The organism is Campylobacter sp. JH23, assembly GCF_017846595.1.
GTDB lineage: Bacteria > Campylobacterota > Campylobacteria > Campylobacterales > Campylobacteraceae > Campylobacter_D > Campylobacter_D coli.
In genome coordinates this window covers 13,913-27,267 of record NZ_JAEQBP010000009.1, presented here as the reverse complement: position 1 = coordinate 27,267, position 13,355 = coordinate 13,913, and the positions used below count along the sequence as shown (strand labels likewise).

Below are 13,355 nucleotides of genomic sequence, written 5' to 3'. Positions count from 1 at the left end.
TGTCAAACTACTAAATTAAAGGAGAAATTATGTTTGAATTAAGAAAATTACCTTATGATACCAATGCTTTTGGTGATTTTTTAAGTGCTGAAACTTTTAGTTATCATCATGGAAAACACCACAATACTTATGTAACAAATCTTAATAATCTTATCAAAGATACTGAATTTGCAAGTAAAGATCTTGTAAGCATTATTAAAAGTTCAAGTGGTGGAGTATTTAACAATGCTGCTCAAGTTTATAATCATGATTTTTATTTTGATTGCATTAAACCGATCACAGGCTGTGGCTGTGGTGGCTCATGCCAAAGTATGGATGCTAATTTACAAGCAGCTTTAGAAAAAGAATTTGGTTCTTTAGAGAATTTCAAAGCTGAATTTATCAAAGGTGCGACAGGGGTTTTTGGTTCAGGTTGGTTTTGGTTAGTTTATAATACTAAAAATCAAAAATTAGAATTTGTGGGTACTTCAAATGCAGCTACACCTATCACTGAAGATAAAGTTCCTTTACTTGTTGTGGATGTTTGGGAGCATGCTTATTATGTAGATCATCGTAATGCGCGTCCTGCGTATTTAGAAAAATTCTATGCTCATATTAACTGGGAATTTGTAGCAAAAGCTTATGAATGGGCTTTAAAAGAAGGTATGGGATCAGTTAGCTTTTACGCAAACGAACTTCATCCTGTAAAATAATACAAGGCATCTTAAAAGATGCCTTTTTACTCTCCTAAACTTGGAGTCATTTCGATAATCTTCCATGGAAGTCCTTGAGAATTAAGCTCATCCATAAAAGGTTTTGCGTCAAATTCTTCCATATTAAACACACCTTTTCCTTGCCAAATTCCTTTAGCGATTAGTTTTGTACCTATCATCGCAGGAACTCCTGTAGTGTAGCTTACCGCTTGTGCGCCGGTTTCTTTATAACATTCTTCGTGATTGCAAACATTATAAATATAAACTTGTCTGTCTTTGCCATCTTTTATACCACGGATTACACAACCTATATTGGTATAACCTTTTGTGCGAGGACCTAAACTTGCAGGATCAGGAAGTAGGGTTTTTAAAAATTCTATAGGAATGATTTCTTTACCTTGATGCATCACAGGTTTTATACCTAGCATTCCAACATTTTCAAGGCATTTCATATGAGTTAAATAACTTTGTCCAAAAGTCATAAAAAAGCGAATTCTCTTCAAGCCCTTGATATTTTTTACCAAGCTTTCAAGCTCTTCGTGATAAAGTAAGTAACTATCTTTTACGCCTACTTCAGGATAATCCCATTCCATTTTTATTTCCATCGGTTGTGTTTCTATCCACTCGCCTTTTTCCCAGTAGCGTCCCTTAGCAGAAACTTCTCTAAGATTGATTTCGGGATTAAAATTAGTCGCAAAAGCATAGCCATGATCGCCTGCGTTACAATCTAAAATATCTATATAAGAAATTTCATCAAATAAATTTTGCTGCGCATAAGCACAAAAAACATTTGTAACGCCAGGATCAAACCCACTTCCTAAAAGTCCTAAAATTCCTGCTTCTTTAAATTTATCATTTCTTGCCCATTGTTCTTTATACTCAAATTTAGCTAGATCTGGATGCTCATAGTTTGCTGTATCAACATAATCAATTCCTGCTTTTATGCAAGCATCCATCAAGCTTAAATCCTGATAAGGCAAAGCTACATTAAGCAAAATTTGCGCCCCTGTTTTTTTAATAAGCTCTACAACCGCATCGCTATCATCTGCATCAATTTGTGCGGTTTGAATTTCTACTCCTAGACGCTCTTTGATAAAACTAGCAATTTCATCGCATTTGCTTTTGGTTCTACTTGCTAGAGTGATTTTACTAAAGGTATCTGAATTCATTGCGCATTTTACGGTAGCTACGCGACTTACCCCGCCTGCGCCTATAATTAAAAGATTTTTCATTGGTCGTGTCCTTAAAGAAATTTTAGGAATTTTAGCTAAAAATTGATAATATCAAAATTTATTTTTTCTTTTAGCGTGTAATTTGAGCTGAGCAACATAAAAAAATCTATATTTTTATATCTTACTTTGAGTCTATAAAAAGCTCCTAAAAATTCTTTTTGCAAAATTGTAGCTTCAAAACGATTTCCTATTTTAAGTTCTGCATAGCCAAAAGTATAATTTTTTGAAGCAATCCACTGAAAAAATTCATCTTCTAAATCAAGCTCTTCTTCTATGATATTTAAATCAGGTAAAATTCTAGCACTTTTATGATTAGGCTTAAAATAAAGCTCTTTAGGATCTGCATGAGCTAGAATTTCTCCTTTATCAAGAAAGGCGATTTTATCAGACATACAATAAGCATCCTCGATATCGTGAGTTACCATAATGGCTGTAATTTTTTGTTTTTGTATGAGTTTTTTTAGCTCTCTTCTTAAGTCTTGTTTTAAATTCTGATCTAAATTAGAAAAAGGTTCATCTAAAAGCAAAAGTTTACAGCCTCTTGCTACTGCTCTAGCAAAAGCCACTCTTTGCGCTTGTCCGCCCGAAATTTCATCAATTTTCTTATATCTTAAATTTTCAATTTCAAAGGTTTTTAACAAATCCTCTAAAATTTGTTTTTTATCTTTTTTATCATAGAGTGCAAAAAGTATATTTTTTTCAACATTTAAATGGGGAAATAAAGCATAGTTTTGAAACATCATCGCCACTTCGCCCTTGCATTTTAAAAATTCACAAGAGCTCGCTTGTTCTAGTTGGGCGATGATTCTTAAAAGTGTACTTTTACCACTTCCGCTCCCTCCTAAAATGCTTAAAAATTCTCCTTCTTTAACATGAAGATTGATATTTTTTAAAGCTTGTATTTTGCCAAAATTTTTTGATAGGTTTTTAATTTCTAACATCATCTTTCCTTGTGATTTTATCCATCCAAATAACAACTATTAAAGAAAGTAAAACAATGAGCAGCGAAGGCAAAGCAGCATCATAAATTCTCTCATCACTTGCAAACCAAAAAGCTTTTACACTTAGAGTTTCAAAACCAAAAGGAGCTAAAATTCTACTCAAAGGAAGCTCTTTTATGGTATCGATAAAAACAATGATAAAAGCCAAAAATAAAAAATGTTTCATTAAAGGAGTATGAATTTTAAAAAATAAAATCAAATAACTCGGCCTTAAATTTAAACTTGCTTCATCGGTGTTAAGATGGATTTTATTATAACCCCCTTCTAAAGAATAAATTGCACTCGCTAGAAAACGAATAATATAAGCAAAAACTAAAATAATCAATGAAGTGCCTAATAAATTAAGATGAAAAATTTTATCTAAAAACACGAAAAGGACAATCATGCTAATTCCTAAGGCAGCCGCAGGTATAGAATAACCCAAAGAACTTAGCTTAAGAATACATAGGCTGAAAAAGTTATTTTTTATGATTCTTGAGCTAAACATTAAAAAATAAGCCAGTAAAGTCGTAATCAAAGCTGTGATGAAAGCCAATATAATGGTTTGAAAACTAATGATATAAAATTCTGCTTCAAAAAGTTTAAAATCTTTTAGCCCCCAATAAACAAGCCATATAAAAGGCAAGATAAATCCTAATAAAGCGATGATAAAACAATAAAAACAGGCTAAAATTTGCTTTATATGACTTAATTTCCTTTTTTTGATAAAAAGAGTTAAATTTTGATTAAAACTATAATGATGCTTGTTTTTATAATAATAATCTATATACATGATTAAAAAAACAAAAATCATCAAAATTCCTGACAAAATACTAGATGAATAAGAATCATTCAAATCATACCAGAGTTTAAAAATTCCAGCCGAAAAAGTATCCACTCCCAAATAAGCACTTGCACCATAATCACTCAAAGTTTCCATTAAAACCAATAAAGCTCCAGAAAAAATGGCAGGTCTTGCGCTCAAAAGTGCCACGCGTGTAAAAATTCTAAATTCAGAATATTTCATGATTTTAGCTACTTCATAAGCCTCTTTAGCTTCACTTTTAAAAGCTGTTTTAGCAAATAAATAAATATAAGGATATAAAGAAATGGCCAAAACAAAAATAACACCATAATGATTGAAAAAATCTATCCTAAAGCCAAAATTTTCGTGAAAAAATCCTTGAAAATCCATAATTCCAACATATACAAAAGCTAAAATATAAGCAGGTATTGCCAAGGGTAAAATGAGTAATTTTTCTAAAATCCTACAAAAGTAAAAATTATAATTTGCCATCAAATAAGCACTACTTACACCTAAAATCAAGCTTAGTAATAACACCCCTATACTAACTATCAAAGTATCTTTGATGAATTTTAAAAACAAATAATCAAAAAAATGACTCAAATTTTCTTTAATGGATGAAATTTCAGCCAAATTGCTTGTATTGAAATTTTGAAAAAGAATATAAAAAAGCTCAGCAAAGATGCCAAAAATAGGTAGAGTAAGAAAAAGGGCAAGTAAAATTGCCCCTATCTTGTAATACTTTAGGGTTTTAAGCATTATCTAAAACCGACTTGATCATAAATTTTAACAGCCTCTTTAACCTTTTCTGCTATTTGACTCACAGGTATTTGATCTTCTTTAAAAGTTCCAAAATCTTTTACCGTTTGGCTTAATTCTACATCGTTTCTTATAGGAAATTCATAATTGCTATCAGTGAGAATTTTTTGAATTTCTGGAGTTAGCATAAATTCCATAAACTTCTTAGCTGCTTCTTGATTTTTGCTTGATTTTGTCATAGCAATACCGCTGATATTTATATGAGTTCCTCTATTGTCTTGATTTGGAAAAATAATACCTAAGGAATTTCCAACTTCTACATCTTTTGGATTTTTAGAATTTTTTAAAAGCCCTATATAATAAGTATTCATAACAGCAAATTTAGCCTCACCTGCAAAAACTTGTCTGGCTTGATCCCTATCTCCACCCTTTGGTTTGGTTGCAAGATTGTCAAGCACACCCTTAGCCCATACTTTAGCGTTTTCATCTCCATCATTAGCTATAATAGAAGCTAAAAGAGTTTTGCTATAAGGAGCTGTAGCACTTCTCATAACGATTTGTCCTTTAAATTCAGGCTTAGCCAAATCTTCATAGTTTTTCATTTTGCTAATGTCAGTGTTTGCATTTTTATTGTAAGCAATAATTCTTGCTCTTTTTGTAATCGCAAACCATTCCCCATCTTTATCTCTTAAATGAGCGGGTATAGTATCTTCTAAATATTTTGATTTAACAGGGCTTAAAAGTCCAGAATTTTTTGCTTCTGTAAGATTGGATATATCGGCTGTTATAAAAATATCAGCAGGCGAATTGCTTCCTTCAAGCGAAAGTCTTTTGATGAGTTCTGAAGCTTTAGCTTGAGTATGATTAACTTTAATGCCTGTTTTTTCCTCAAATTTTTTTATAATCTGAAAATCAGCATCATAATGTCTTGCCGAGTAAATGTTAAGTTCTGCAGCACCTAGTAAAGAAAAACCTAATAAACATAAAGAAAAGATTTTTTTCATTTATTTGTCCTTATATTGAGAATTATATTTAGTTTTATCATGATCTTTAAAATCAGCATTAGAGTGTTCAGAGCACGCAAATGCAAAACCTAAGCAAAATAAAAATAAAACTAATTTTTTCATTATTTCTCCCCTTTTTTTTTGTGATTAAAATTAGACTAATTTTTGATAAAGGATATTAATATTAAAAAGTAAATATAAAGTAACTTAATGATTTTTCTAATGATAAGTATTTTCATTTTATTATAATTAATTTTGATATTAATTATAAATAATTAAATTTAATATAAATATTTAAGAGTATTTTTATATATAAAATATTAATATTCAATATCAAAAATAAACCACAAAGAAAGTAGAAATAATAATGAAATTTTATACCATGTTAAGCACATTATTTATAAGCTTTATGTTAAGTGCTTGTGCTGTTTTGCAAAAACCATCTCCACTTCAAGAAAACAAAGATTTTTATATACTTGATACTCATACTCAAAAAAAGATTTCTTTTGAAGATATGATTGTAGAATTATTAAAAGCAGATGTGATACTGCTTGGCGAAAAACACGATGAAGCAAAGCACAAGATAAGCCAAGTTATGATTTTTAATGCCTTAGAAGGAAATTTAAGTTCTCAAAATATAAGTTTTGATGTAGCTTTAGAAATGCTAGCAAGCACAGAGCAAAATCACTTAGATAAAGCTTTTAAAAATAAAAAAACCATTAAAACCAATGAACTTACTAATGCGTTAAATTGGGATAAGGGCTGGAAATGGAAAGATTATGATCAGTTTGTTAATGCAGTTTTTTATTCAAGAGCAAAAATATTAGGCGCAAATCTTTCACGCTCAGAAATTACAAGTATTTATAATGGAGTTCAGCCTTTAAAGGGCTATGTTTCAACCACAAATGAAGTAAAAAAACAAATTTTTGACATTATATCTTTAAGTCATAAGCTAAATCCTCAAGAAAATAAAGAATTACTAGATAAATTAGTAGAAATTCAACAATTTAAAGACAGGCGAATGGCTGATGTATTGGTTCATCATACAAACAAGGTTTTATTGTTAGCTGGGAGCTATCATACAAGCAAGAAAATAGGAATTCCTTTACATATACAAGATTTTAAAAGTGATAAAAAAATAGTCGTGGTGAATTTAAACTATGGAGAAAGAGATTTAAAAGACAGTGATTATACTTTTATTTATTATTAAAGGAGAATAATGAAAAAATTAAGTTTATTTTGTGTTATGGGTTTATGTTTTGCTAATTTTGCTTTTTCCGAAGAATTAGAATTTGATAGTCTTGAAATTTCAGGCTCAAAAATCAAAAACGATGAAAAACCCTTTGTAACTCCCGGAGCAACAAGCACAAGAGATAATTTAAATTCAAACACTCAAAGTATAGATTCTATAGTGCGTAGTGTTCCTGGTGCTTATACTCAAGTAGATCAAGCACAAGGGGGAGTTTCGGTAAATATTCGCGGTATGACAGGACTTGGAAGGGTAAATACCCAAATTGATGGTGTAACTCAGACTTTTTTTGGCTCTGCAAGCGATGATAGCTTCCATGGACAAATTGGAACTTCAAGTTTTACAGCCCCAATAGATAAAAATTTTTTAGTCGCCTTAGATGTTAATCGTGGAACTTTTAGCGGGGCAAATGGAGCTAATGCTTTAATGGGTTCGGCTAATTTTAGAACTATAGGCGTAGATGATATAGTACAAGAAGGAAGAGTTTTTGGTTTTTTGGGAAAATACTCTTATGGTAGCAATGCTATAGGACCTAATTTTATGGGTGCTATAGCAGGAAAAACTATGTTAGAAAATAATGCTAATTTAGGCATTTTATTTGCTTATAGTGGGCAAAATGTTTCTCAAAATTATAAAATTGGAGGTGGAGGCTATATAGGCGATCAAAAACCCCCATTTGACACTGATGATGATGGCATTCCAGATGATAATTTAGCAGCACCTATAAACCCAAATAATCTTTATAATCAGCCTAGAAGTCAACTCTTTAAAGTAGAATACAAATCCGATATTAGTGAGGCGATTTTAAACTATAGAGCTTATAAGAACAATCTTGCGGGTAGAAAGATTACAAATGATACCTATCAAATTGATTATCGTTTAAATCCTGATTCTAATCTTTTGGATCTAAAGTTTTTATTTGCTTACAATGATGGAAAGCAAAAGTATAATCAAGGCAGCACTTGGGGTTATCACGATATGAGTGGAGTTAAGACTAAAAATCGAGCGGTAACTTTTGATCTTAGTAATACCATGAATAAAGAATTTTCACAAGATTCAAATTTGTATTTTACTTATGGGGTTAATATTTTAAACAATCATTATAGTAATGATTTTCCACAAGATAGAGTGCTTTTGCCTTATATTTTAACCAGTTTTTATCCTAAAGGAAAACAAGATATCAAAACCCTTTATTTGGATACGAGTTTTACAAAAGGAATTTTCACCTTAAATTCTAATATCAATTGGACTAATGCGCAATTAAGTGGATATAAAGGAATTTGTAGCATGGCTAATCCTTATTGCCAGCCAAAAAATGCGACAAATTTAGAAAAGGATTACAATAATTTTAATTATTCTTTGATGCTTTCAGCAGATATCCATCCGCTTTTTAATCCTTTTATTTCTTATTCTAAAAGCCATAGAATTCCAAATGTCCAAGAGTATTTTTTCACCCATGATGCAAGTTTTGAGCATAATATGAACACATTTTTAAAGGCTGAAAGTGCAGATACTTATCAAATCGGTTTTAATTCTTTTACACATGAAATTTTAAATGATAGCGATACTTTAGGTTTTAAAATGCTTTATTATGATACTAAGGTAAAAAATTATATTTACAATAGAAGATATTGGCAAAAAGCTGACGATGCTATCTTTCTTATGCAATTAAATGATGATGAAAAAGCTAAATTTCACGGGGTTGAACTTGAATTTAAATACGATACGGGATTTTTTTATTCTATACTATCTTATACTTATCAAAAATCCAAGCATAAATTTTCAGATACAGAATCTTTAGAATTTGGGGGTGCACAATCAGGCCAAAGTCAATTTGCCCAACTTCCAGAGCATTATGCTAATCTTGATATGGGTGTAAGATTATTTGAAGAAAAGCTAACTCTAGGAGCTCTTGCTAAATACACAGGAAAAGCAAAGAGAATAGTTCCTGTAGGTAGCTTAGATGATGATCCAAGCAATCCTGATGCTATGGCTCCGCTTAAAACTACAGATGAATTGCCAAAAATACCAACTATTGTTGATCTTTATGCAAATTATAAAATTTTGAAAAACTTTACAATCAAAGCAGAAGTACAAAATTTATTTGACAAAAACTATATGGATGCACTTTACTCTTACAACACAGGGGAAAACCAAAATGCTGGAGGGTTATTTGATCCTATTTATATTTATAACAACTCTGCTCGCGGTCGCACCTTTATAGTAAGTTTTGAATATAAATATTAAGGAAATATATAAATGCTAAAAAAAATATTTTTATTTTGTTTTTTATTGTTAAATTTAAATGCTGAAGTGAATGTAACAGATACAAATTTATCTTTTGATTCTCCTAAAATAGAAGCCGAAGTACCAAAAATAGAGCTTTCTCTTTCTAGTCTTTATCAAAACGCTGATGAGGTGGTAAAAGGTGTTATTTATATATTGGTTTTATTTTCTGTTTTAGCATGGGCGGTTTTTATTTCTAAGCTTATGCAATTTTATTTTATGGAGAAAAATTTAGACTTCTCTATACACAAGATAAAAGAATTAAAAAATCTCAATGAATTAGATCAGACAAAAGGTTTTGCAGGTGTTTTATCTTTAGAAATTCAAGATGAGCTTGAAAAAAGTGAATATAAAAATGATCATATAAAAGAGCGTATAGAATTGCGCTTGCAAAATACCATCTCAAAACAAATCACAGCAAGCAAAAATGGCTTGAGCTTGCTTGCAAGCATAGGCGCTAGTGCACCTTTTATAGGGCTTTTTGGAACAGTTTGGGGGATTATGAATGCATTTATAGGTATAGCCAATCTTGGTAATGCCTCCTTAGCAGTCGTTGCGCCTGGTATAGCTGAAGCCTTGTTTGCTACAGCTTTTGGCTTGATAGCTGCTATCCCTGCGGTGCTTTTTTATAATTATCTTACAAGAAAAAATTTAAAACTTATGCACCATTTAGATGAGCTTGCAAATTTTGTCTATATACTTTTTCATAGGAGTTATTTTAATGATAAAAACTGAAATGGCTCACAAAGAAGAGGAGTTAAGTGAGATCAATATAACTCCTTTTATAGATATTATGCTTGTATTATTGATCGTTTTTATAGCTGTTACTCCTCTTATTACAAGTTCTATTAAGATAGAACTGCCTAAGAGTTCGCAGCAAGCAGAGGATAAGCTTAAAAATCCCATCATACTTTATTTAAATACCGATAATACTTTGGCTATTAATGATGATAAATTAAGCCTAGAAAATCTTGCAAATGCTTTAGATATAAAAACCAAAGGTAATAAAGAAGAAATTATTTATTTTCATATTGATAAAAGTGTAAAGTATGAAGATATTATGCAAGTAATGCAAAAATTAAAAGAGAATGGCTATGGAAAAATAGCCCTTTCAAGTAAGAAGGTGGATTAATTATGAAATCTGGTATGATTTTTGGATTGGTGTCGAGTTTAATATTGCATGCTTTGGTATTAATGTTTTTTCTTTTTTCTTTCTATACTCAAGAAAAATCAAGCGGTGTTGATTTTAAACAAGGAGTGGAATTTACTTCCATTATGATGGTATCAGAGCTTCCTATTGGAGAATTAAAAGAAGTTTCAATCGATCAAAAAAAGAGCAATTCTCAAGATAAAAACAAAAAACAAGATGAAAAAATGAGTCTTAACTCCCAAGATAAAAATGCTGTATTAAAAGCTCAAAAAAAGATAGAAAAACAAGATGAAAATCAAGCCCAAAAAGAAATAGCTAATGCAAGTGAAAATTCAAAATTTAAAAATGAATCGCTCAGTGCTCCGCTACAAAGTAATGAAGATAAAACACAGACTATAGTAAGTGGCAATGCTAAAGAACAAATTAAAAGCTATCAAGCCTTGCTTATGGCTCATTTGGCTAAATTTAAAAAATATCCTCAAGAAGCGATAATGCAAAAGCAAGAAGGTGTTGTAAGAATTCGCGTAAGCATTGATGAAAGTGGAAATGTCTTAAGTAAAGAGCTTAAAAAATCCTGCCCTTATGCAGTGCTTAATGATGAAGTTTTAAGTTTATTTAAAAGAGCTTCTCCCTTGCCAAAACCACCTAAAGAAATGTTGAAAGATGGTGAAAAAATCAGTTTTGTTATGCCTATTGATTACAATATTAAAGACTATTTAGGTAAAAAATAAACTCTTGATTAAATAAAATTGATTAAAATTTTCGTTTTGAGATTAAGGCGGTGGTATGTTTTCTTCGTTTTTTGCAAGTAAAAAATGGGCTTTATGGGCTTATTTGGGGCTTTTTTTGCTTTTATTTTTCTTATATATGCAAACAAGCTTAAATGTTGCGATCAATTCATGGTATAGTGATTTTTATAATGTTTTACAAAAACCAAAAATAGAGCTTTTAGATTCTAATACAACGCAAAAGGCGGAAGAGAAATTTGAAAACAATGCAAGTTTAATCCAAGAGGCCAATCAAAAAGCACAAGAAAATTTCCAAAAAGCTAATTTTATCAATAAAGGCGCACTTTATTATTATCAAAGTTTATTGGAATATTTTTTTAATTCTAGGGCTATGATTGAAAAAGAAAGCTATTCTGCGAGTGATTTTTATGCTTTGATTTTAGTATTTTTAGCTATTGCTATTCCTTATGTTTTAATTGCAACGATTAATATTTATTTTGCTAGTGTTTACGCCTTTAAGTGGCGTGAAGCTATGACTTTTTCTTATTTGAAATTTTGGAAAAATAAAGATGATAACATAGAAGGAAGTTCGCAAAGAATTCAAGAAGATACTTATAATTTTTCTAAAATTGTAGAAAGCTTAGGACTTAGTTTTATAAGAGCTTTAATGACTCTTGTAGCTTTTATACCGATTTTATGGACTTTAAGCGATGTTGTAAGCAAGGCTTTATTTGCAAATTTAAGTGAGAATTCTAGCTTTTATTTTTTAAAAAACATCGATGGTTTGCTTGTTTATGTTGCACTTTTGATTTCTTTAGGAGGATTAATCGTATCGTGGTTTGTAGGAATTAAACTTCCAGGACTTGAATACAACAATCAAAAAGCCGAAGCAGCTTTTAGAAAAGAGCTTGTTTATGCTGAAGATAACCGCAAAGAATACGCTAAAAATGAAACCATGATAGAGCTTTTTACAGGACTTAAATTCAATTATAAAAGACTTTTTTTGCACTATGGATATTTTAATATTTGGTTAATTTTATTTGAGCAAATGATAGTTATCGTTCCATTTTTAATCATGGCTCCAGGACTTTTTGCGGGAGCTATAGGACTTGGTATTGTAATGCAAATTAATAATGCTTTTGATCAAGTAAGAAGTTCTTTTAGTGTTTTTATCACAAATTGGACAACTATCACCCAACTTAGAAGTATACATAAGCGTTTAAAAGAATTTGAAAAAAATATCGAATACGCGAAAAATAAAAACAAAAATCATTTATAAAAATGTCTAAATTTGCTAAAAATTATCAAAGCGATGAAAAGTAAAAAGGCTGTGAAAATACATAAAAATTCCCAGCCAAAACTTTCATAATAAAAACTTGGCAATACAGAACCCAAAGCACCCCCACTATAATAAAATGTCAAATAAATTCCATTAGCCAAGCCCTTTTTATCCGCAATCGAATTTAAAATCCCTGAAAATATACAATGACTTATAAACATTCCGCTACAAAATACAAACATAGCAAAAAAGGCAAAATAAAAATTCCCTACTATCATACAAAAACAACCCGCTATAAAAACCAAAAACCCAAATATAGCTGTGCGAATTTTTGAGCCTAAAATTTCTATGGTTTTACCTATAAGTAGTGAGCTTATTACTCCGGTTAAAAATCCCAAATAAACAAGTCCAATTTGTGTTTGAGTGATATCTTTTATACTTTCTTTAAGATGAAAAGGTAAAAAACTTACTATGCTTTGAAAAGAGAAAAAGATAGTAAAAACACAAAATAATATCACCATAAATCTAAGTTCTTTGATAAAGGGTAAAAAATCCCTCAAGGAAGTTTGAGTGTTTAAGCTTATAGGATGCTCTTTAAAAAACAAAAATAAAAAAGCACAAACCATCATTAAAATACTAAAAAAATTTAAGGCAAAATGCCAAGAAAAAAGATCGCTCAAAAAACTTCCAAAAACCCTCCCAACAAAACCACCAAAAGTTGTAGCACCTACATAAATGGCTATGTTTTTTTGTATATTGTCGCTTTCTAAACGACTAAGCAAGGTAAGAAGTGCTGTCAGTATAGCAGGTATACAAAGAGCTTGTAAAAATCTAAGAAATAGAAAAAAATAAAAATTATCGTTTAAGTTTCCAATAATACCAAAAATAGAACATAAAAACAAAGAAACAACAAGAATTTTCTTTAAGGAAAAAATTTCAAGTAAATAACCATAAACCAAAGGTGCGATTGCTAAGGGAATAAGCGTAACACTGATTATCCAAGAAATTTGGTGCAAATTTACATGAAAATAATTAGACAATAAGGGTGCTATAGGTTGCGGAGCATAGACAATAGATAGGGTTAATGTAGCACAAAAAATAATCAGAATTTTAAGCATTTTCATGCTTTAAATTAAACTCCAATGCAAATTAATTTTAGCTTAAAAACCATTTTTAAGCTAAAATTTTACT

At 30.4% G+C, this 13,355-nt stretch carries 13 protein-coding genes; 7 read left to right on the top strand and 6 right to left on the bottom strand.

The window, feature by feature from the left end; translation table 11 throughout:
• Window positions 1-29 precede the first annotated feature (29 nt).
• On the top strand, window positions 30-692 hold the full coding sequence (sodB, locus tag KAR88_RS08460) for a superoxide dismutase [Fe] (protein WP_002778576.1): 663 nt from the start codon (window positions 30-32) through the stop codon (window positions 690-692).
• Window positions 693-718: 26 nt separating this feature from the next.
• Here sodB and KAR88_RS08455 read toward each other — a convergent pair whose 3' ends face one another.
• From KAR88_RS08455 to KAR88_RS08435, 5 genes are read right to left on the bottom strand one after another with little or no spacing between them, the layout of a single operon-like run.
• Window positions 719-1,924: a saccharopine dehydrogenase family protein gene (locus KAR88_RS08455; RefSeq protein ID WP_002778575.1), complete on the bottom strand. Its 1,206-nt coding sequence runs from the start codon at window positions 1,922-1,924 to the stop codon at window positions 719-721.
• A gap of 35 nt (window positions 1,925-1,959) precedes the next feature.
• Entirely contained in the window at window positions 1,960-2,868 is a 909-nt protein-coding gene (locus KAR88_RS08450) for an ABC transporter ATP-binding protein (protein ID WP_072212050.1), read from the bottom strand.
• A complete protein-coding gene (locus KAR88_RS08445; RefSeq protein ID WP_002778571.1) occupies window positions 2,852-4,468 on the bottom strand; it encodes an iron ABC transporter permease in 1,617 nt (538 codons plus the stop codon). Before KAR88_RS08445 ends, KAR88_RS08450 begins: the two co-directional genes overlap by 17 nt.
• Window positions 4,468-5,472: a Fe(3+) ABC transporter substrate-binding protein gene (locus KAR88_RS08440; RefSeq protein ID WP_002778568.1), complete on the bottom strand. Its 1,005-nt coding sequence runs from the start codon at window positions 5,470-5,472 to the stop codon at window positions 4,468-4,470. The genes KAR88_RS08445 and KAR88_RS08440 overlap by 1 nt, the downstream gene beginning before the upstream one ends.
• On the bottom strand, window positions 5,473-5,595 hold the full coding sequence (locus KAR88_RS08435) for a hypothetical protein (protein WP_002778566.1): 123 nt from the start codon (window positions 5,593-5,595) through the stop codon (window positions 5,473-5,475).
• Window positions 5,596-5,839: 244 nt separating this feature from the next.
• Between KAR88_RS08435 and KAR88_RS08430 the strand changes: the two genes are divergently transcribed.
• From KAR88_RS08430 to KAR88_RS08405, 6 genes are read left to right on the top strand one after another with little or no spacing between them, the layout of a single operon-like run.
• On the top strand, window positions 5,840-6,682 hold the full coding sequence (locus tag KAR88_RS08430) for a ChaN family lipoprotein (protein ID WP_002826909.1): 843 nt from the start codon (window positions 5,840-5,842) through the stop codon (window positions 6,680-6,682).
• A 9-nt stretch (window positions 6,683-6,691) separates the two neighbouring features.
• Complete coding sequence (locus KAR88_RS08425) at window positions 6,692-8,968, top strand: TonB-dependent receptor (RefSeq protein ID WP_002788768.1); 2,277 nt, start codon at window positions 6,692-6,694, stop codon at window positions 8,966-8,968.
• A gap of 12 nt (window positions 8,969-8,980) precedes the next feature.
• Entirely contained in the window at window positions 8,981-9,742 is a 762-nt protein-coding gene (locus KAR88_RS08420) for a MotA/TolQ/ExbB proton channel family protein (RefSeq protein WP_002826911.1), read from the top strand.
• Complete coding sequence (locus KAR88_RS08415; RefSeq protein WP_192801267.1) at window positions 9,729-10,139, top strand: biopolymer transporter ExbD; 411 nt, start codon at window positions 9,729-9,731, stop codon at window positions 10,137-10,139. Before KAR88_RS08420 ends, KAR88_RS08415 begins: the two co-directional genes overlap by 14 nt.
• A gap of 2 nt (window positions 10,140-10,141) precedes the next feature.
• A complete protein-coding gene (locus KAR88_RS08410) occupies window positions 10,142-10,888 on the top strand; it encodes an energy transducer TonB (protein ID WP_002785466.1) in 747 nt (248 codons plus the stop codon).
• Window positions 10,889-10,943: 55 nt separating this feature from the next.
• Window positions 10,944-12,164: a putative transporter gene (locus tag KAR88_RS08405; RefSeq protein WP_002778553.1), complete on the top strand. Its 1,221-nt coding sequence runs from the start codon at window positions 10,944-10,946 to the stop codon at window positions 12,162-12,164.
• On the opposite strand, the gene KAR88_RS08400 is transcribed toward KAR88_RS08405, so the two are convergent.
• Entirely contained in the window at window positions 12,155-13,282 is a 1,128-nt protein-coding gene (locus KAR88_RS08400) for an MFS transporter (protein WP_002793771.1), read from the bottom strand. The two genes, KAR88_RS08405 and KAR88_RS08400, sit on opposite strands and share 10 nt — an antisense overlap.
• Window positions 13,283-13,355: the final 73 nt, after the last annotated feature.

What these genes read in the sequence shown, in the direction of transcription:
- KAR88_RS08410 (WP_002785466.1), top strand. Translation starts at nt 10,142, where the DNA reads ATGAAATCTGGTATGATTTTTGGATTGGTGTCGAGTTTAATATTGCAT.
- KAR88_RS08455 (WP_002778575.1), bottom strand. Translation starts at nt 1,924, where the DNA reads ATGAAAAATCTTTTAATTATAGGCGCAGGCGGGGTAAGTCGCGTAGCT.
- KAR88_RS08425 (WP_002788768.1), top strand. Translation starts at nt 6,692, where the DNA reads ATGAAAAAATTAAGTTTATTTTGTGTTATGGGTTTATGTTTTGCTAAT.
- KAR88_RS08450 (WP_072212050.1), bottom strand. Translation starts at nt 2,868, where the DNA reads ATGATGTTAGAAATTAAAAACCTATCAAAAAATTTTGGCAAAATACAA.
- KAR88_RS08440 (WP_002778568.1), bottom strand. Translation starts at nt 5,472, where the DNA reads ATGAAAAAAATCTTTTCTTTATGTTTATTAGGTTTTTCTTTACTAGGT.
- KAR88_RS08445 (WP_002778571.1), bottom strand. Translation starts at nt 4,468, where the DNA reads ATGCTTAAAACCCTAAAGTATTACAAGATAGGGGCAATTTTACTTGCC.
- KAR88_RS08430 (WP_002826909.1), top strand. Translation starts at nt 5,840, where the DNA reads ATGAAATTTTATACCATGTTAAGCACATTATTTATAAGCTTTATGTTA.
- sodB (WP_002778576.1), top strand. Translation starts at nt 30, where the DNA reads ATGTTTGAATTAAGAAAATTACCTTATGATACCAATGCTTTTGGTGAT.
- KAR88_RS08400 (WP_002793771.1), bottom strand. Translation starts at nt 13,282, where the DNA reads ATGCTTAAAATTCTGATTATTTTTTGTGCTACATTAACCCTATCTATT.
- KAR88_RS08420 (WP_002826911.1), top strand. Translation starts at nt 8,981, where the DNA reads ATGCTAAAAAAAATATTTTTATTTTGTTTTTTATTGTTAAATTTAAAT.
- KAR88_RS08405 (WP_002778553.1), top strand. Translation starts at nt 10,944, where the DNA reads ATGTTTTCTTCGTTTTTTGCAAGTAAAAAATGGGCTTTATGGGCTTAT.
- KAR88_RS08415 (WP_192801267.1), top strand. Translation starts at nt 9,729, where the DNA reads ATGATAAAAACTGAAATGGCTCACAAAGAAGAGGAGTTAAGTGAGATC.
- KAR88_RS08435 (WP_002778566.1), bottom strand. Translation starts at nt 5,595, where the DNA reads ATGAAAAAATTAGTTTTATTTTTATTTTGCTTAGGTTTTGCATTTGCG.